Origin of the sequence: Pseudomonas soli (assembly GCF_021283165.2) — a bacterium.
Lineage (GTDB): Bacteria > Pseudomonadota > Gammaproteobacteria > Pseudomonadales > Pseudomonadaceae > Aquipseudomonas > Aquipseudomonas soli.
The window spans coordinates 5,730,626-5,748,960 of sequence record NZ_CP128543.1 but is presented as its reverse complement, the minus strand read 5'-3'; the positions used below and the strand labels follow the sequence as shown (position 1 = coordinate 5,748,960).

The window sequence follows — 18,335 nt, the reverse complement described above, 5'->3', positions numbered from 1 at the left end:
CTGGCGTTATGCACTGGGGTGATTGTGATCCTGACCATTCCTAACCTCACAAAGTTGAAAGCGTCGCCTCAGCTGATGGCGACAGACGTTTGCTGGTCCGGTGGTCCGGTCGATATACCCTATTCGTTTAGAAAAAGTTTATGAACTACCATTTAGGAATATGAATAGAAGAACTGTGGGGTCGGCCCTATCACCGTAAGCCAGTGACAGGGCAGAAAGGTCAGCGCTGAACCGTTACCACCAGCTTGCCCGCTGCCTGGCGTTGCGCCAGACGTTCGATCGCGGTGCCGCCCTCGGCCAGCGCGTAGGTCTGCGATACCAGCGGTTTCAGCTTGCCCTCGGCATGCCAGGCGAACAGTTGGCGGAAGTTGGCGGCGTTGTCCTCCGGCTGGCGCTGGGCAAAGGCGCCCCAGAACACCCCGACCACCGCCGCGCCCTTGAGCAGCGCCAGGTTCACCGGCAACTGCGGGATCGTCCCACTGGCGAACCCCACCACCAGCAACCGGCCGTTCCACGCCAGCCCCCGTACAGCCTGGTCGAACAACTCGCCACCGACCGGATCGTAGATCACATCCACGCCCTGGCCGCCGGTCAGGCGCTTGATCTCGTCCTTGAGGCTGGCCTGGCTGTAGTCGACCAGCTCGTCGGCCCCGGCCGCCTTGGCGATCGCCAGCTTCTCGGCACTGCTGGCCGCCGCAATCACCCGTGCCCCGAGGGCCTTGCCGATTTCCACCGCTGCCAGGCCGACGCCACCTGAGGCACCGAGCACCAGCAGGGTTTCACCGGCCTTGAGTTGGCCGCGTTGGGTGAGGGCGTGCATCGAGGTGCCGTAGGTCATGCCGAACGCGGCGGCAGTGGTGAAGTCCATGCCCGCCGGGATCGGCAGCACGTTGTAGAACGGCACCGCCACTTGCTCGGCGAAAGCGCCCCAGCCGGTCAGGGCCATGACCCGGTCGCCGACCTTGAACGCACCGGCCTTCTCGCCGACCGCGGCCACCACGCCGGCAGCTTCCGCCCCCGGCGAGAACGGCAACGGTGGCTTGAACTGGTACTTGCCCTCGATGATCAGGGTGTCGGGGAAGTTGACCCCTGCGGCGTGCACGTCGAGGAGTATCTCGTTCTTCTTTGGCACGGGGCTGGCGACCTCTTCCAGGACCAGGTCCCGCGCCGGGCCCAGGGCTTTGCACAACAAGGCTTTCATCAGGGCTATTCCTTTGCGTGTGGTGGCCGATAAGTGTAGGAGGGCCACCCCTAGGGTCAACGAGCATGGTCGGCCCTGATGAGCTGGCATAAGCCCGGGCTTGGGTTTGGCCGGCGCGCTGGGTAAGCTGGCGGCAACTGTATTGAGGAGCGAATTCGTGAAAGCGTGGATCTTGATGGTGCTGGCCCTGATGCTGCCGGTGGTGGCCATGGCCGAGGAAAAGGAAGGCGAGCCCAAGGTCGCCTATATCAACCTCAGCCCGCCCTTCGTTGGCAACTACGCCCTCGACGGCGGCCCCAAGCTGCGCGTGTACAAGGCCGACGTCGCCCTGCGCGTGACCGGGGATGCCGCCGCCACGGCGGTCAAGCACCACGAACCGCTGATCCGCAACCAGCTGGTGGCGCTGTTCACCCAGCAGGGCGTGGACAACATGAGCAACGTCGAAGCCAAGGAAAAGCTGCGCCAGGAAGCCTTGAAACAGGTGCAGCAGGTGATGGAGTCCGAAGAGGGCAAGCCGATCGTCGAGGACCTGCTGTTCAACAACCTGATCGTGCAGTGATCAGGCGGCGAGGCTGCGGCGAAAGCGCGCCAGGGCCACGCCGAAGAACACCAGGCCGATCGCGGCCAGCGCCGCGACGTCCGGCCACACCACGCTCAGCCCGGCGTCGCGGAACAGGATCGCCGCGCCGAGGCTGACGAAGTGGGTCGAGGGCGAGCCCTGCATGACCCACTGCAGCCACTGCGGCATGCTGTCCAGCGGTGTGCTGCCCCCCGACAGCAGCAGCATCGGGATGATCACCGGGATCGCCAGCAGGCCGAACTGCGGTGTCGAGCGCGCCAGGGTGGCGAGGAAGATGCCCAGTGCCGTGCTGGCGAACAGGTACAGCGCAGTCACCCCCAGGAACAACCCCATCGAGCCCGCCAGCGGCACGCCCAGGGCGCCCTTGACCACCACTTCCAGCGATATCCAGGTACAGGCCACCACCACCAGGGCGTTGCTGGCGATTTTCGCCAGCATGATTTCCAGTGCCGTCAGCGGCAGCACCAGCAGGTGGTCGAGGGTGCCGTGCTCGCGTTCGCGCAGCAATGCGGTACCGGTTAGGATGATGGCCAGGATGGTGATGTTGTTGACGATCTGGATCACCGCCAGGAACCAGCCGCCTTCGAGGTTGGGGTTGAACAGCGCCTTGGGATTGAGCAGTGCCGGGCTGCTGGTGCTGCGGCCTGCGTATTCGAGCAGCTCGCGTTCGAAGATCCGCCCGATGTAGCCCGCGCCCATGAAGGCCTGGCTCATGGCCGTGGCATCGACGTTGACCTGCAGCTCCGGTGAGCGCCCGGCCAGCAGGTCGGCCTGGAAATTTACCGGTACGTTGATCACGAAGGTGTACTGGCCGCTGTCCATGGCCTGGTCCAGGCGATCGGCCGGCAGTGCCACGGCGGGCTGGAATTCGGGCGGTTGCAGCGACTCGGCGAGCTTGCGCGAGATGGCGCCGTGGTCTTCGTCGACCACTGCGACACTGGCGTTGTGCACGCCTATTACCGAACCTGCGGCAGGCATGTAGATCGCCACGCTGAACGCGTACAGCAGGAACAGCAGCAACACGCTGTCATGGCGCAGGCTGGTGAGTTCCTTCAGGCCCAGGCGCAAGGTGTGGGAGAGCCGGCTCATTTCAGGCCTCCTGCTTTTTCAGCATGATCAGGCTCAGCCCGGTGAAGGCGGCGAAGAAGCCCAGCAGCGCCAGGCACTGCGGCCACAGCTCGTGCAGGCCCAGGGCCTTGGTGAAGGTGCCGACGGCGATGTCGAGGAAGTAGCCGGCAGGGAACAGCTGGCCCATCAGCGCCGCCGCGCCCTCCAGCGACGAGCGCGGCACGATCAGCCCGGAGAACTGGATGGTCGGCAGGCTGGTGATGATCAGGGTGCCGAGGATCGCGGCGATCTGCGTGCGGGTGAAGGCCGAGATCAACAGGCCCAGGCTGGTGGTCGCCAGCAGGTAGGCCAGGCCGCCGCAGGCCAGGGCCAGCGGGCTGCCCTTGAGCGGCACGCCGAACAGCCAGCGGTTCATCGCCACCAGCAGCGCCAGGTTGACCAGGCTCACCGCGAGGTACGGCGCCTGCTTGCCGAGCAGGAACTCCAGGCGGGTCAGGGGCGTTGCGTAGAAGTTGGTGATCGAGCCCAGCTCCTTTTCCCGCACGATGCCCAGCGCGGTGAGCATGGCCGGGATGAAGGCCAGGATCAGTGCCATGACGCCGGGGCCGATGGCGTTCACGCTGACCACGTCCTGGTTGTAGCGAAAGCGCGTTTCCAGGCGCACCGGCTGCTGGCGCGAGACTGGGTTCGGGCCGAGGGCCGCGAGCTGTTCAAGGTTGGCCTGGTGCACGGCCTCGACATAGTTGCGGCTGGTCTCGGCGCGAAACGGCATGCCACCGTCAAGCCAGGCCGCAACCACCGGCTGGCGCCCTGCATGCAGGTCGCGGCCAAAGCCCGGCGGGATCTCCAGGGCCAGCTTGATCTCCGAGCGCTGCAAGCGCTGGTGCAGCTGGCGGGCATCGCGGATCGGCGGCCGCTCGGCGAAATAGCGCGAGCCACGGAAGGCCTCCAGGTAGGCGCGGCTCTGCGGGCTCTGGTCCTGGTCATAGACGGCGAAGGCGAGGTCTTCCACATCCAGCGAGATGCCATAGCCGAAGATCACCATCATGAACAATGCCCCTGCCAGGGCGAAGGCCAGGCGCACCTTGTCGCGCAGCAGCTCTTTGCCTTCGCGGCTGGCTACGGCCAGCAGGCGGCGCAGACTGAAGGCCTGGCGCAGAGCGGGCGCTGGGGCAGCGGCCTGCTCCAGCGTGGCGTCGGCTTGGGCCTGGTTGGGCGCGTCCTGGGCCTGTTCGAGGCAACGCACGAAGGCGTCTTCCAGGGTGTCGCCGCCGAACTGGATTTGCAGGGCATGCGGTGTGTCGCAGGCCAGCACCCGGCCGGCGTGCATCAGCGAGATACGGTCGCAGCGCAGGGCTTCGTTCATGAAGTGGGTGGACAGGAAGATGGTCACGCCCTGCTCGCGGGACAACTCCACCAGCAGCCGCCAGAAGTCGTCGCGGGCCGCCGGATCGACGCCCGAGGTTGGTTCGTCGAGGATCAGCACTTCCGGGCGGTGCAGCACCGCCACGGCCAGCGACAGGCGTTGGCGCAGGCCCAGGGGCAGGGCGCCGGAAGGCTGGTCGGCGATGGCGCCAAGGTCGAAGCGCTCGATGAGTTCGGCGATGCGCGGTGCGCTGTCGGCCTTGGCCAGGTCGAACAGGCGAGCATGCAGCTCGAGGTTCTGCCGGGCGCTCAGCTCGCCGTACAGGGAATAACTCTGGGACATGAAGCCGACCCGCTTGCGCGTGGCCAGGTCGCCGGCATCCACCGGGCGGCCAAGCAGGCTGGCGCTGCCTTCGCTGGCCGGCATCAGCCCGGTGAGCACCTTCATGGTGGTGGTCTTGCCGCAGCCGTTGGAACCGAGGAAGCCGAAAATTTCGCCGCGACCGATGGCGAAGCTGACCTTGTTCACCGCGGTGAAGTCGCCGAAGCGCAAGGTCAGGTCGTGGGCCTCGATGGCGATCGGCCCATCATCGACCTGGCGTGGCGGAATCCGCAGCGGCTCGGGTTGCTCGCGGCCGGCCCCTTGAAAGTGGGTGAAGGCATCGTCGAGCTTGCCACTGGGCGTGGTCGCAGCCAGCTCACGGCTCAGGCCTGCAGCCAGCAGGCGACCGGCATCAAGCATCAGGCAGTGCTCGAACTGCTCGGCTTCCTCCATGTAGGCGGTGGCCACCAGCAGGGTCAGTTGCGGGCGCTGGGCGCGCACCTGCTCGACCAGTTCCCAGAAGCGCCGCCGTGACAGCGGGTCGACGCCGGTGGTCGGCTCGTCGAGGATCAGCAGGTCCGGCTCGTGGATCAGCGCGCAGCACAACCCCAGCTTCTGCTTCATGCCGCCCGAAAGCTTGCCGGCCGGGCGCTCGCCGAAACGTTCGAGGTCGGTGGCGCGCAGCAGGCTGGCCATGCGTTGCTCGCATTCGGCGCGGCCGAGGCCGAACAGGGTGGCAAAGAAGCGGATGTTCTCGCGGATCGACAGCTCCGGGTACAGGTTGTTGCCCAGGCCCTGGGGCATGAACGCGACCTTGGGGTACAGCGCGGTGCGGTGGCGGCGTTGGCGGATCGAGCCGCCGAGCACCTGCAACTCACCCTGTTGCAGGCGCTTGACTCCGGCAATCAGCCCGAGCAGGGTCGACTTGCCGGCGCCATCCGGGCCGATCAGGCCGCAGCGGGTGCCGGCCGGCAGGCTGAACGCGAGAGGGTGCAGGGCCTGCAGATCGCCATAGCAGTGGCTGACGTCGTCGGCCTGCAGCGCTGTCGCCGCGTTCATTGCAGGTTGGCCGGCCAGCCCACGTCGGCGGTGCGCACGTACCCGGCGCCGGGCATGCCCGGCTTGGCCTGGGGCACGGCGCTCGGCTCGGTCAGGCGCAGCTTGACCCGGAACACCAGCTTTTGCCGTTCGTCACGGGTCTCGACCTGTTTCGGGGTGAACTGCGCCTTGGCCGCGACAAACGCGATCTTCGCCGGCAGGGCCTGCTCGGGCAGGGCGTCGAGCACGATCCGCGCCTGGTCGCCCACGGTCAGCCGGCCGGTGGTGGCGGCGGGCAGGTAGAGATTCATGTACTGGTCGCTGGGGTCGATCAGCATCAGCACCCGGCCACCGGCACCGAGCACCTCGCCAGGCTCGGCCAGGCGCAGCTGGATGATGCCGTCGATGGGGGCACGCAGGCTGCTGTCGTCGATTTCGCTGGTGAGCTGGGCGACCTGGGCTTCGGCCGCGCCGATGGCGGCCTTGATCGCCGCCAGCTGGGCGCGGGCGGCGACCACGGCAGAGGTGGCGGTGTCATAGCGGGCCTGCTGCTGGTCGAGCAGTTGCTGGCTGGCGAACTTGCGCTGGTAGATTTCGCGCACCCGCTTGAGCTCCTGGCTGGCCAGCAGCAGTTCGCTCTGGCGCAGTTGCACGCTGGCCTGGGCGGCGGCGTAGTTCTCGCGGGCGCGCAGCACTTCGGCCTCGGCCTGGCTGCGCTGGGCCTCCATCGTGCGGGTATCGATGCGCGCGAGCAGTTGGCCGCGGGTGACCTTGTCGCCTTCATCGACCAGCACCTCGGCCAGGCGCCCGGGGACCTTGCTGGCGATCTGCACTTCGGTGGATTCGAGGCGCCCGTTACCCATGCTCAGGCCTTCGGGCAGGCGGTCGTGAAGGGACTTCCAGTAACCCAGCCCGCCGGCCGCCAATAGCAGCAACACCAAGGCGGAGGCGAAGATTCTGGGGGCTTTTCGATTCATCGGTCTGCATCCTGCGGCTTGCACGCCTTATCCTGGCGCGACGCGCATCCTGGCGCGTTGATATTGGTCAAACCCCTGACAATAGACGCACAATCAGCTCAGCGCGAGGATCGCCGCCCATTGTTCTGCGGTCACCGGCATCACCGACAGGCGGCTGCCCTTTTGCACCAGTGGCAGTTCCTCCAGTGCCGCCTGCTGCTTGAGCAGGCCCAGGCCGAGTACCTGGCGGAAGGTCTGCACATGCTCGACATCCACCGCGCTCCACGGGTTCTTCTCGGCGCTGGCCTTGGCATCGTGGTAGTGGCTTTGCGGGTCGAGGGCGGTCGGGTCCGGGTAGGCCGCGGCGCTGATCCGGGCAATGCCGGCGATCCCTGGTTGCGGGCAGCTGGAGTGGTAGAAGAAGAACTCGTCGCCTATGCTCATGGCCCGCAGGAAATTGCGCGCCTGGTAGTTGCGTACCCCGTCCCAACGGGCACTGCCCAGGCGTGCCAAGGCTTCGATGGAGAGCTCGTCGGGCTCGGATTTCATCAGCCAGTAGGCCATGGATGCTGCTCCTGAAAGAGTTTGAAATAACTCGTTGCATGAAACCGACAGTCGGTTGGCGTCAACGTTTGCCTAGCGACTCATGTTGTCGGAAAATGCGCCGATTTTAAGCTATACGCTCCGGCAGCCATCAAGAAAGCCGCCGAGCCTGGACAGTTGTTCTTGGGGGGCAATCAATGAAACAACGTAAACCGGACCTGCTCTGGATCCTGGCCTTCATCTTCGGCCTGGGCGTGGTCACCACCGGTTACGCGCAAGGTTTGTGGGAGCGCAAGCTCGATGCCGCCTATCAGCAGGCGCCCGTCGATCCGGCGCAGCAACAGCACCGCTGATCGCGGGTTCACTTCGCTGCCAAGTACCAACCACGGTCTGACACCGTGCCTTGCAACGGTACATCCCAGCTTGCCTGGTTGAGCCGCTCCACCTTCTGGCATTCATGCGCCAGCCCCAGCAGCAATGGTTTTTTCCAGGCCTTGCGCCGGCTCTGATAGGCCAGGCTGCGGTCATAGAAGCCCCCGCCCATGCCCAGGCGCCCCCCCATCTCATCGAAACCGACCAGCGGCAGCAGGATCAGGTCCAGCGCCCAGATCGGCCTTTGGCGTTTGCGCTCGACTACAGGTTCGGCGATGCCGAAGCGGTTGGGTCGCAGCTTTTCCCCTGGCTCGAAACGCTGGAACACCATGCGTGTGGCGGGCCAGGCGTGCAACACAGGCAGGTAGACGTGCTTGCCGCGCCTGTGCGCCTCGCGCAGCAGCAGGCGCGGGTCGATCTCGCCATCATTGGGCAGGTACAGGGCGATATGCCGGGCGCGGCGGAACAGTGGATGCTGCGCCAACTGGCGATAGAGGCCTTCGGCGGCCTGGCGTTGCTGGGCGGGTGTGAGGGCGCGGCGGGCATTGCGCAGGAGGCGGCGAAGCTGGGGGCGGGTAAGCGGCGCGGTGTCGGTCATGGCACGGGCGATCCCTGAAGAAACGAAAAGCCCGCCGTGGAAGGCGGGCAGTTCTGAAAGCAGGCTCCCCGACAAGACCGCTATCGGTGTAGCCCTTGAACCCGAAAGTTCAAGGTGGAGATTGCAGGGGGCGTTAAGGCTTTCCGTCGGGCGGACATGCACACCTGCCCCAGCGTGCAACCCCCGTGGTTGTGCGTATCGGCTCAGGGACATAACCGACTGGCGCATCCCCCAGGGAGTGGCGCCAGTATACCAATCTCAGTCGCTTTTGCTAACCGGATCGTCGGAGAGGGCCTGGTCGACCCGTTCCAGCAGGTCACGCACCTGTTCGCGGGTGGTGCCGCCGCTGGCCACTTCGGGGCGTTCCTGGCGGTGCAGCAGCTCGTGGGTGATGTTCAGCGCGGCCATCACCGCGATACGGTCGGCGCCGATCACCTTGCCGCTGCTGCGGATCTCGCGCATCTTGCCATCCAGGTAGCGGGCGGCACCGACCAGGTTGTTGCGCTCCTCGGGCGGGCAGATGATCGAGTATTCCTTGTCGAGGATCTGGACGGTGACGCTATTGCTTGAACTCATGAGTCTTGCTCCAGGGCCTTGAGGCGCAGGATCATCGATTCGATCTTGCGTTTGGCGATCTCGTTCTTTTCGATCAGGTGGGCGCGCTCCTCGCGCCAGGATCGTTCCTGAGCTACTAAGAGTGCGTTTTGCCGCTTTAGTTGCTCGACCCGTTGGATCAGCAACTCGAACCGGCTCATCAGCGCTTGCAGGTCGTTCTCTTGCATGGATTGCACTCGATTCCTTGACTCGCCTGGCGATCATGCCTGCCCCAAGGGCGCGACGGCCAGTGCCGATGGTCTTGGCGCGCCTGCCGGTGCTAGGATACAAGGTCTCCATTCTAGTCATTGCGCCGTCTGGCGCCTAGCTGCCCATGCCCAATACCCAATCGCCCTACATTGCCTTCGCCATGTTGCTTTCGAGCAATGGCCACCCAGTCACCCCCGCCGAGCTGCACGGTCTGCTGATCGGCCGCAGCTGCGCCGGCGCCGGTTTCGATGCCGATGCCTGGCTGGCCGACGCCGCCCAACTGCTCGAGACCGAGCCCGGTGACACTGTCCGCAACGCCCTGGTCGGCCTGCAAGAGATGGTCAAGGCCGAGCTGACCGGCGACGACGTCGCCATCGTCCTGCTGCTGCCTTCCGATGATGCCGCACTCAGCGACCGCGCCACCGCGCTGGGCCAGTGGTGCCAGGGCTTCATCACCGGTTTCGGCCTGAACGCCGGTGGCAAGGACTTGTCCACCGATGCCAAGGAAGTGCTCCAGGACCTGGTGGCCATTTCGCAGGTCCAGGAAGCGCTGGAAGAATCCGAGGACGGCGAAAGCGACTACATGGAAGTCATGGAGTACCTGCGCGTCGCCCCGCTGCTGCTGTACACCGAGCTGGCCAAGCCCGAAGCGCCCGCGCCAAAGCCATCGCTGCACTGATCTGATCGGGGTCGTTTGCCCATGAGCCACATACCCAAGGCGGAGTACGCCCGTCGGCGCAAGGCGCTGATGGCGCAGATGGTCCCCAACAGCATCGCCATCCTGCCCGCCGCCGCAGTTGCCATCCGCAATCGCGACGTCGAGCATGTCTATCGTCAGGACAGCGATTTCCAGTACCTGAGCGGTTTCCCCGAGCCGGAGGCTGTGATCGCGCTGATCCCGGGCCGCGAGCATGGCGAGTACGTGCTGTTCTGCCGCGAGCGCAATCCCGAGCGCGAGCAGTGGGATGGCCTGCGGGCCGGCCAGGAAGGCGCGGTGCGTGATTTCGGCGCCGACGACGCCTTCCCCATCAGTGATATCGACGAGATCCTGCCGGGCCTGATCGAGGGCCGCGAGCGGGTCTACAGCAACATGGGCGGCAATGCCGAATTCGACCGCCGGCTGATGGAGTGGATCAATGTGATTCGCTCCAAGGCCCGCCTGGGCGCTCAGCCGCCGAACGAGTTCGTTGCCCTGGATCATCTGCTGCACGACATGCGCCTGTATAAATCGGCGGCGGAAGTGAAGGTCATGCGCGAGGCCGCGGCGATCTCCGCCCGTGCCCATGTGCGCGCCATGCAGGCCTGCCGCGCTGGGCTGTACGAGTACAGCCTGGAAGCCGAGCTGGACTACGAGTTCCGCAAGGGCGGGGCGAAGATGCCGGCCTACGGCTCGATCGTCGCCGCCGGGCGCAATGGCTGCATCCTGCACTACCAGCAGAATGATGCGCCGCTCAAGGACGGTGACCTGGTGCTGATCGACGCCGGTTGCGAGATCGACTGCTACGCCAGCGACATCACCCGCACCTTCCCGGTCAGTGGGCGCTTCTCGCCCGAGCAGAAAGCCATCTACGAGCTGGTGCTCGCGGCCCAAGCCGCGGCGTTCGCCGAGATCGCCCCGGGCAAGCACTGGAACCATGCCCACGAGGCGACCGTGCGGGTGATCACCGAAGGGCTGGTGGCGCTGGGCCTGCTCAAGGGCGAGGTACAGGCGCTGATCGACAGCGAGGCCTACCGTGCCTTCTACATGCACCGCGCCGGGCACTGGCTGGGCATGGACGTGCACGATGTGGGCGAATACAAGGTCGGTGGCCAGTGGCGCGTGCTCGAGCCGGGCATGGCGTTGACGGTCGAACCGGGCATCTATATCGCGCCCGACAACCAGGCCGTGGCGAAGAAATGGCGCGGCATCGGCGTAAGGATCGAGGACGACGTGGTGGTAACCAGACAAGGCTGTGAAATCCTCACTTCGGGTGTGCCACGCACGGTCGCCGAGATCGAGGCGCTGATGCACGAAGCGCGTAAGGACGCCGCATGAACCGGGTCAACCTGGCGATCATCGGTGGCGGCCTGGTGGGCGCCAGCCTGGCCCTCACGCTGCAGGCCGCAGCTAAGGCGCGTGGCTGGACGATCCTGCTGATCGAGCCGTTTGCACCGGGCGACAGCTTCCAGCCCAGCTACGACGCGCGTTCTTCGGCGCTGTCCTACGGCACCCGGCAGATCTATGAGCGGCTGGGGCTGTGGCAGGCCATCAGCCGCCGCGCCGAGCCGATCCGGCAGATCCAGGTGTCCGACCGTGGCCGCTTCGGCGCCGCGCGCCTGGATGCGCTGGAGGAAGGCGTGCCGGCGCTCGGCTATGTGGTGGAGAACGCCTGGCTCGGCCAGTGCCTGTGGCAGGCCATCGACAACGAGGTGGTCAGCTGGCGCTGCCCAGCGCAAGTGCAGGCGATGCAGGCCATCGCCGGTGGCTATCGGTTGCAGCTGGACGACGACACCGTGTTGGAGTGCGACCTGGCGGTGCTGGCCGATGGTGGCCGTTCGGGCCTGCGCGAGCAGTTGGGCATCCATGTGCGCCACACGCCGTATGACCAGAGCGCGCTGATCGCCAACATCACCCCAGGCGAGGCCCATGCCGGGCAGGCGTTCGAGCGCTTCACCGAGCAAGGGCCGATGGCCCTGCTGCCGCTGGCAGACAACCGCTGCGCGCTGGTCTGGACCCGCCAGGGCATGGATGCCAAGCGCCTGGCCGAGCTCGACGAGCGCAGCTTCCTGCGCGAACTGCAGGAAGCATTCGGCTACCGCCTCGGCGCCCTGCGCCAGGTCGGTGCCCGTCATCTCTATCCACTGTCGCTGGTGGAGGCCGAGGAGCAGGTGCGCCCGCACCTGGTGGTGCTGGGCAATGCTGCCCACAGCCTGCACCCGATCGCAGGCCAAGGCTTCAACCTGTCGCTGCGCGATGTGCAGTCGCTGGCGGACGCCTTGCTGGCCGGCCCGGCGCTGCCGGGCGATCTGCCCACGCTACAGGGCTATCACCAGCGCCAGCGCCTCGACCAGGCCTTGACCATCGGCTTCTCCGATCAGGTCACCCGTGTGTTCGGCAGCAGCCAGCCGCTGCTGGCGGCCGGGCGCAACCTCGGCCTGCTCGGGTTGGACTTGCTGCCGCCGGCGAAAAGCTGGTTCGCCCGCCAGGCCATGGGCCTCGGTACTCGCCCCGATCCGCGGGGCCGCCCATGAGCGCTGCGCGCCGGCTCGCACGGCGAGCGCGGATGCTGCGCTGGTTGCTGAACTTCTACCCGCCCTACCTGGGCGCCGGCATCCACATCCAGGAAATCAGCCCGGACATGCGCAGCGTCAAGGTGCGCATGAAGCTGACGCGGTGGAATCGCAACTACGTCGGCACCCAGTTCGGTGGCAGCCTGTACGCGATGGTCGACCCGTTCTACATGCTGCTGCTGATCGAGCAGCTGGGGCGCGAGTACATCGTCTGGGACAAGGCCGCTTCCATCGATTTCATCTCGCCGGGCAAGGGCCCGGTGTATGCCGAATTCCACGTCGACGACGCGCTGCTGGACGAGATCCGCCAGCAGACCGCCAGCGGCAAGAAGTACCTGCCGCGGTTGCAGGTGGAGATCCGCGATGGCGCCGGCGAGCTGGTGGCGCGGGTCGACAAAACTTTATACGTGCGGCTCAAGCCGCAAGCGAGGCAGGCGTAAGGCATGGAAATGCGCGCAGATCTGTTGATTGTCGGTGCCGGCATGGTCGGCAGCGCCCTGGCCCTGGCCTTGCGCCACAGTGGCCTGGAGGTGCTTCTGCTCGACGGTGGGCCGTTGTCGGTCAAGCCGTTTGACGGCGAGGCGCCTTTCGAACCAAGGGTCAGTGCCCTGTCGGCGGCCAGCCAGCGCATTCTCGAGCGCCTGGGGGCCTGGGAGGGCATCGCCCGGCGCCGTGTCTCGCCGTACTCGGACATGCACGTGTGGGATGGCAGCGGCACCGGCGAGATTCATTTTTCCGCGGCCAGCGTGCATGCCGAGGTGCTGGGGCATATCGTCGAGAACCGTGTGGTCCAGGACGGCCTGCTGGAGCGCCTGCACGACAGCGATGTCGGGCTGCTGGCCAATGCCCGCCTGGAACAGTTGCGCCGCTCCGGTGACGAATGGTTGGTGACCTTGGCCGATGGTCGCAAGCTGCGCGCGCCGCTGGTGGTCGCCGCTGACGGCGCCAATTCGGCTGTACGTCGCCTGGCCGGTTGCCAGACCCGTGAATGGGATTACCTGCATCACGCCATCGTCACCAGTGTGCGTTGCAGTGAGGCGCACCGCGCCACGGCCTGGCAACGCTTCACCGACGAAGGCCCGCTGGCCTTCCTGCCGCTGTCGCGTGATGGCCGCCAGGACTGGTGCTCGATCGTCTGGTCGACCACGCCGGAGCAGGCCGAGCAGGCCATGGCGCTGGACGATACGGCGTTCCGCAAGGCGCTTGAGCGTGCCTTCGAAGGCCGTCTGGGTGACGTGCTCGAGGCTGATCCGCGGGTCTGCGTGCCGCTGCGCCAGCGCCACGCCAAGCGTTATGTCGATGAAGGGTTGGCGCTGATCGGCGATGCCGCCCACACCATCCATCCGCTGGCGGGGCAGGGGGTCAACCTGGGCTTCCTCGATGCCGCCGTGCTGGCCGAAGAGCTGGTACGTGCCAGCGAGCGCGGCGAGCGCCTGGCCGATGTGAAGGTGCTGAGCCGCTTCGAACGGCGGCGCATGCCGCACAACCTGGCGCTGATGGCGGCGATGGAGGGCTTCGAGCGGTTGTTCCAGGCCAACCCGTTGCCGCTGCGCTGGTTGCGCAATAGTGGGTTGAAGTTGGTGGAGCAGATGCCGGAGGCCAAGGCGCTGTTCGTGCGCCAGGCATTGGGGTTGTCCGGGGACCTGCCGGATTTGGCCAAGGCCTGAAGGTTGCTGGGGCTGCGCAGCAGCCCCTTGCAACATCCGGTAACGGCTAAGCAGATGAGTAGGAAAATGGGATTCACTACCATTTGCACCTCTCAACCCAGCGAGGAGTACCCCCCGATGTTGCCCCGCAAGCCCCTACTGGCCGCCCTGGCCCTCACTTTGTTCGGCGGCACCGCCCAGGCGGCGGAAGAAGTGGTGGTGTACTCCTCGCGCATCGACGAGCTGATCAAGCCGGTGTTCGACGCCTATACCGCCAAGACTGGCGTCAAGATCAAGTTCATCACCGACAAGGAAGCGCCCTTGATGCAGCGCATCAAGGCCGAGGGCGAGAACGGCGTGGCCGACCTGCTGCTCACCGTCGATGCCGGCAACCTCTGGCAAGCCGAGCAGATGGGCATCCTGCAACCGATCAAGGCGGCCACCATCGACCAGAACATTCCGCCGCAGTACCGCGCCTCGTCCCACGACTGGACTGGCCTGAGCCTGCGCGCACGGACCATCGCCTACTCCACCGACCGGGTCAAACCCACCGAGCTGACCACCTACGAGGCCCTGGCCGACAAGCACTGGGAAGGCCGCCTGTGCCTGCGCACGGCGAAGAAGGTCTACAACCAGTCGCTGACCGCCACCCTGATCGAGAAACACGGCGAGGCCGAGACCGAGAAACTGATCAAGGGCTGGGTCAACAACCTCTCCACCGACGTGTTCTCCGACGACACCGCAGTGCTTCAGGCCATTGCCGCCGGCCAGTGCGACGTGGGCATCGTCAACACCTATTACTACGGGCGCCTGCACAAGGAAAAGCCTGATCTGCCGGTGAGGCTGTTCTGGCCCAACCAGGGTGACCGCGGTGTGCACGTCAACCTGTCGGGCATCGGCCTGACCAAGCATGCGCCGCATCCCGAAGCGGCAAAGAAACTGGTGGAGTGGATGACCGGCGAAGAGGCGCAGAAGCTGTTTGCCGACATCAACCAGGAGTTCCCGGCCAACCCGAAGGTGAAGCCATCGGCGGAAGTGGCGGCCTGGGGTAGCTTCAAGGCCGACAGCATTCCGGTGGAAGTCGCAGGCAAGCGCCAGGCCGAAGCCATTCGCTTGATGGATCGGGCTGGCTGGAACTGAGTACCGCCTTATCCTTGAGAACCGATCGCGGGGCAAGCCCGCTCCCACGAACCATGCGGACGTGGGAGCTGGCTTGCCCCGCGATGCTATCGCACAGCCATCGAGATTTTCGATTTGCCCCATTATCCCCAACGCCGCTGGTACCTGCCGGTCTTCCTGGTCGCCGCCCTGGTCTTGCTGCCGCTCAGTGTCTTGCTGTTGTCATGGCAGTCGGTCGACACCCAGATCTGGTCGCACCTGCTCGACACCCAGATGAGCCGCCTGCTGGGCAATACCCTGACCCTGGTGCTGGGCGTGGGTATCGGCGTGAGCGTGCTGGGGGTTAGCCTGGCGTGGCTCACCAGCCTCTGCGAATTCCCTGGCCGGCGTTGGCTGGATTGGGCGCTGATGCTGCCGTTCGCCATCCCGGCCTATGTGCTGGCTTTCGTCTTCGTCGGCCTGCTCGATTTTGCAGGCCCCGTGCAGACCGCGCTGCGCGAGGTGTTCGGGCCCATGCGCCTGCCCAGGGTGCGCTCCACCGGTGGTGTGATCACGGTATTGGTGCTGGTGTTCTACCCCTACGTCTACCTGCTGGCGCGCACGGCCTTCCTGGCCCAGGGCAAGGGCTTGATGGAGGCGTCGCGGGTGTTGGGGCTGTCACCGCTGCAGGCCTTCTGGCGGGTGGCCTTGCCCATGGCGCGGCCGGCCATCGGCGCCGGCATCGCCCTGGCACTGATGGAGACCCTGGCCGATTTCGGCGCGGTGGCAGTATTCAATTTCGACACCTTTACCACAGCCATCTACAAGACCTGGTACGGCTTCTTCAGCCTCTCCAGCGCGGCGCAACTCGCCAGCCTGCTGCTGCTGGCGGTGATGCTGGTGCTGTATGGCGAGCGCCGGGCCCGAGGCGCCAGCCGCAGTGGCAACGAACGCCCGAGGGCGCAGGCGCTTTATCACTTGCGGGGGATCAAGGCGTTGGCTGCCAGTGGCTGGTGCCTGCTGGTGTTCGCCTGTGCCTTCGTCATTCCGATGCTGCAGTTGCTGGCGTGGTTCTGGCAGCGCGGGCGGCACGACCTCGACGAGCGCTATCTAGGCCTGGTCATGCACACCCTGTACCTGGGGGCCATGGCGGCGCTGATCACGGTCAGCGTGGCCATGCTTCTGGCGTTCGCCAGGCGGCAGGCCCCGACTGCCGGTATCCGCGCCGGGGTTGGATTGGCCAACTTGGGTTACGCCTTGCCCGGCTCGGTGCTGGCCGTGTCGATCATGCTGGCGTTCAGCTACCTGGACAACCAGCTGGTAGTGCCGCTGTCCCAGTGGTTGGGCGGGGTGGGCAAGCCGTTGTTGCTGGGAAGCTTATCGGCATTGTTGCTCGCCTATCTGGTGCGGTTCATCGCCGTGGCCTATGGTCCGCTGGAGAGCAGCCTGGAGCGGATCCGCCCATCGCTTCCGGAAGCGTCGCGCAGCCTCGGGGTCGCTGGCCCAGGATTGTTTTTCAAGGTGTATCTGCCGTTGCTGGTGCCCGGCGCCCTCAGTGCCGCCCTGCTGGTGTTCGTCGATGTACTCAAGGAGATGCCGGCGACTTTGCTGATGCGCCCGTTCGGCTGGGATACCCTGGCCGTGCGCGTGTTCGAGATGACCAGCGAGGGCGAATGGGCGCGTGCTTCGCTGCCAGCGTTGACCCTGGTACTGGTCGGCCTGCTGCCGGTGATCGGGCTGATCCGCCGCTCGGCCCATCGTCCGGGGCATCCGCGCTGAGGGTGTCACGCAGCGCCCTTGCGGCTACAATGCGCGGCATTCGCAGCGACGGGTCTACAAGAACAGGTGATGACAGAACATCGCCGACCGCCGCTGCCTCGCCACGCCCGGAAGGAGAAACCCATGGGACAGCGTACGCCTCTGTATGACCTGCACCTGGCGCTCGGCGCCAAGACGGTCGATTTCGGCGGATGGGACATGCCCCTGCACTACGGCTCGCAAGTCGAGGAGCACCACCAGGTGCGCAGTGACTGCGGGGTGTTCGATGTTTCCCACATGACGGTCATCGATATCGATGGCTGCGCCGCCACGCCCTGGCTGCAACACCTGCTGGCCAACGACGTGACGCGCCTGGAAAGCCCCGGCAAGGCCCTCTACAGCCCGCTGCTCAATGCCGAGGGCGGGGTAATTGACGATCTCATTGCCTACCGCACCGAAGACGGTTATCGCCTGGTGGCCAATGCCGCCACCCGCGACAAGGTGCTGGCCTGGCTGCAGGCCCGCAGCGAAGGCTTCAAGGTGAATTTCAAGGCACGGCCTGAACTGGCCATTCTCGCCATCCAGGGGCCGCATGCCCGAGAAAAGGTCGCTGCCCTGCTCAGCGCCTCGCGGGCCGCGCTGATCCGCGAGCTGCGCCCCTTCGAAGGCCTCGCCGACGGTGACTGGTTCATCGCCCGCACCGGCTATACCGGGGAAGACGGGCTGGAAATCATTCTTCCGGGCGAACAGGCCCCGGCGTTCTACAACGACCTGGTCGGCGCCGGTATCGCCCCGAGCGGCCTGGGCGCCCGCGATACGCTGCGCCTGGAAGCCGGCATGAACCTGTATGGCCAGGATATCGATGAAGCCCATACTCCTTTGACCTCCAACCTGGGCTGGAGCGTCGCTTGGGAGCCGGTCGGGCGCGAATTTATCGGCCGCAGTGGCTTGCTCGCTGAAATCGAACAGGGCGTGAAGGAAAAACTGGTCGGTCTGGTGCTCGAGGAGCGTGGCGTATTGCGCGCGCATCAGGTGGTCCGTGTATCCGGGATTGGCGAAGGGGAGATCACCAGTGGTAGTTTCTCGCCTACGCTGAGCAAATCCATTGCCCTGGCCCGCGTGCCCATGGCCACCGGTGACCGGGCCGAGGTGGAAATCCGCGGCAAGTGGTACCCGGTGCGAGTGGTAAAGCCGACCTTCGTGCGCCATGGCAAGATCCTGATCTGAACATTAACGGCGGGCCGTCCGCTGACCCATTACGAGGAATACAAGACAATGAGCCAAATCCCCGCCGACCTGCGTTTTGCCGAAAGCCACGAGTGGGCTCGCCTGGAAGCCGATGGCACGGTGACCGTGGGTATCAGTGATCATGCCCAGGAAGCGCTGGGTGACGTGGTGTTCGTCGAGCTGGCCGAAGTCGGCAAGGTGTTCGCCGCAGGCGACGCCGCTGGCGTGGTCGAGTCGGTCAAGGCCGCCTCGGATATCTATGCGCCGGTGGGTGGTGAAGTCATCGCGGTCAACGAAGAACTGGCCGACAGCCCGGAGCTGCTCAACGAAGAACCTTACGAATCGTGGATCTTCAAGCTGAAGCCGAGCGACAAGTCCGAGCTGGACAAGCTGCTGGATGCAGCAGGCTATACAGCGCTGATCGGCGAGTAACAGGGCCGCCCTTATCGCGGGGCAAGCCCGCTCCCACGGAGTATTCCTTGTGGGAGT

19 protein-coding genes and 1 other RNA gene are annotated in these 18,335 nt (G+C 65.8%); 11 read left to right on the top strand and 9 right to left on the bottom strand.

The features are described 5' to 3' along the window. Positions 1 to 220: 220 nt before the first annotated feature. The gene (locus LU688_RS26515) at positions 221 to 1,201 is read right to left on the bottom strand and encodes an NADPH:quinone oxidoreductase family protein (RefSeq protein ID WP_038707029.1); all 981 of its coding nucleotides are present in this window, start codon (positions 1,199 to 1,201) and stop codon (positions 221 to 223) included. Positions 1,202 to 1,358: 157 nt separating this feature from the next. Between LU688_RS26515 and LU688_RS26510 the strand changes: the two genes are divergently transcribed. Next, positions 1,359 to 1,760 carry a flagellar basal body-associated protein FliL gene (locus LU688_RS26510; RefSeq protein ID WP_094010940.1) on the top strand — a complete coding sequence of 134 codons (402 nt, stop codon included), beginning with the start codon at positions 1,359 to 1,361 and terminating at the stop codon, positions 1,758 to 1,760. Here the strand turns inward: LU688_RS26510 and LU688_RS26505 are convergent, their stop codons facing one another. The 4 genes from LU688_RS26505 to LU688_RS26490 form a co-directional block, all read right to left on the bottom strand. Beyond that, positions 1,761 to 2,870, bottom strand: coding sequence for an ABC transporter permease (locus LU688_RS26505; RefSeq protein ID WP_038707028.1), 1,110 nt, complete (start codon positions 2,868 to 2,870; stop codon positions 1,761 to 1,763). A 1-nt stretch (position 2,871) separates the two neighbouring features. Continuing rightward, positions 2,872 to 5,595, bottom strand: coding sequence for a ribosome-associated ATPase/putative transporter RbbA (rbbA, locus tag LU688_RS26500; RefSeq protein WP_094010941.1), 2,724 nt, complete (start codon positions 5,593 to 5,595; stop codon positions 2,872 to 2,874). Further along, on the bottom strand, positions 5,592 to 6,551 hold the full coding sequence (locus tag LU688_RS26495; protein ID WP_046853721.1) for an HlyD family secretion protein: 960 nt from the start codon (positions 6,549 to 6,551) through the stop codon (positions 5,592 to 5,594). Before LU688_RS26495 ends, rbbA begins: the two co-directional genes overlap by 4 nt. Before the next feature lie 93 nt (positions 6,552 to 6,644). After that, on the bottom strand, positions 6,645 to 7,094 hold the full coding sequence (locus LU688_RS26490; RefSeq protein ID WP_023631740.1) for an EVE domain-containing protein: 450 nt from the start codon (positions 7,092 to 7,094) through the stop codon (positions 6,645 to 6,647). Between the two features lie 176 nt (positions 7,095 to 7,270). Here LU688_RS26490 and LU688_RS26485 point away from each other — a divergent pair, with 176 nt between their 5' ends. After that, positions 7,271 to 7,426: a hypothetical protein gene (locus tag LU688_RS26485; protein ID WP_011536298.1), complete on the top strand. Its 156-nt coding sequence runs from the start codon at positions 7,271 to 7,273 to the stop codon at positions 7,424 to 7,426. Between the two features lie 8 nt (positions 7,427 to 7,434). Here LU688_RS26485 and LU688_RS26480 read toward each other — a convergent pair whose 3' ends face one another. The 4 genes from LU688_RS26480 to LU688_RS26465 form a co-directional block, all read right to left on the bottom strand. After that, positions 7,435 to 8,043 carry a 5-formyltetrahydrofolate cyclo-ligase gene (locus LU688_RS26480; protein WP_094010942.1) on the bottom strand — a complete coding sequence of 203 codons (609 nt, stop codon included), beginning with the start codon at positions 8,041 to 8,043 and terminating at the stop codon, positions 7,435 to 7,437. 61 nt (positions 8,044 to 8,104) lie between these two features. Next, a non-coding RNA gene (gene ssrS / locus LU688_RS26475) (6S RNA) lies at positions 8,105 to 8,284 on the bottom strand. A 17-nt stretch (positions 8,285 to 8,301) separates the two neighbouring features. Continuing rightward, positions 8,302 to 8,619 (bottom strand): cell division protein ZapA, encoded by a 318-nt coding sequence (locus LU688_RS26470; protein ID WP_023631617.1) that lies wholly within the window; start codon positions 8,617 to 8,619, stop codon positions 8,302 to 8,304. Next, entirely contained in the window at positions 8,616 to 8,825 is a 210-nt protein-coding gene (locus LU688_RS26465; RefSeq protein WP_094010943.1) for a TIGR02449 family protein, read from the bottom strand. Before LU688_RS26465 ends, LU688_RS26470 begins: the two co-directional genes overlap by 4 nt. Before the next feature lie 146 nt (positions 8,826 to 8,971). Here LU688_RS26465 and LU688_RS26460 point away from each other — a divergent pair, with 146 nt between their 5' ends. The 9 genes from LU688_RS26460 to gcvH all read left to right on the top strand — a co-directional run bounded on the left by LU688_RS26460 (position 8,972) and on the right by gcvH (position 18,278). Beyond that, on the top strand, positions 8,972 to 9,526 hold the full coding sequence (locus LU688_RS26460; protein ID WP_038707024.1) for a YecA/YgfB family protein: 555 nt from the start codon (positions 8,972 to 8,974) through the stop codon (positions 9,524 to 9,526). A 21-nt stretch (positions 9,527 to 9,547) separates the two neighbouring features. Continuing rightward, complete coding sequence (gene pepP, locus LU688_RS26455; protein WP_023632086.1) at positions 9,548 to 10,882, top strand: Xaa-Pro aminopeptidase; 1,335 nt, start codon at positions 9,548 to 9,550, stop codon at positions 10,880 to 10,882. Further along, positions 10,879 to 12,078 (top strand): 2-octaprenyl-6-methoxyphenyl hydroxylase, encoded by a 1,200-nt coding sequence (gene ubiH / locus LU688_RS26450; RefSeq protein ID WP_094010944.1) that lies wholly within the window; start codon positions 10,879 to 10,881, stop codon positions 12,076 to 12,078. The genes pepP and ubiH overlap by 4 nt, the downstream gene beginning before the upstream one ends. Next, complete coding sequence (locus tag LU688_RS26445; RefSeq protein WP_023633020.1) at positions 12,075 to 12,557, top strand: DUF4442 domain-containing protein; 483 nt, start codon at positions 12,075 to 12,077, stop codon at positions 12,555 to 12,557. The genes ubiH and LU688_RS26445 overlap by 4 nt, the downstream gene beginning before the upstream one ends. 9 nt (positions 12,558 to 12,566) lie before the next feature. Continuing rightward, positions 12,567 to 13,784 (top strand): 2-octaprenyl-3-methyl-6-methoxy-1,4-benzoquinol hydroxylase, encoded by a 1,218-nt coding sequence (locus tag LU688_RS26440; protein WP_177182900.1) that lies wholly within the window; start codon positions 12,567 to 12,569, stop codon positions 13,782 to 13,784. Positions 13,785 to 13,901: 117 nt separating this feature from the next. Next, positions 13,902 to 14,903, top strand: coding sequence for an extracellular solute-binding protein (locus LU688_RS26435; protein ID WP_094010946.1), 1,002 nt, complete (start codon positions 13,902 to 13,904; stop codon positions 14,901 to 14,903). A 114-nt stretch (positions 14,904 to 15,017) separates the two neighbouring features. Beyond that, entirely contained in the window at positions 15,018 to 16,640 is a 1,623-nt protein-coding gene (locus tag LU688_RS26430; protein WP_094010947.1) for an ABC transporter permease, read from the top strand. Positions 16,641 to 16,763: 123 nt separating this feature from the next. Beyond that, positions 16,764 to 17,846 (top strand): glycine cleavage system aminomethyltransferase GcvT, encoded by a 1,083-nt coding sequence (gcvT, locus tag LU688_RS26425; protein WP_038707020.1) that lies wholly within the window; start codon positions 16,764 to 16,766, stop codon positions 17,844 to 17,846. A 48-nt stretch (positions 17,847 to 17,894) separates the two neighbouring features. Continuing rightward, complete coding sequence (gcvH, locus tag LU688_RS26420; RefSeq protein WP_094010948.1) at positions 17,895 to 18,278, top strand: glycine cleavage system protein GcvH; 384 nt, start codon at positions 17,895 to 17,897, stop codon at positions 18,276 to 18,278. Positions 18,279 to 18,335: the final 57 nt, after the last annotated feature.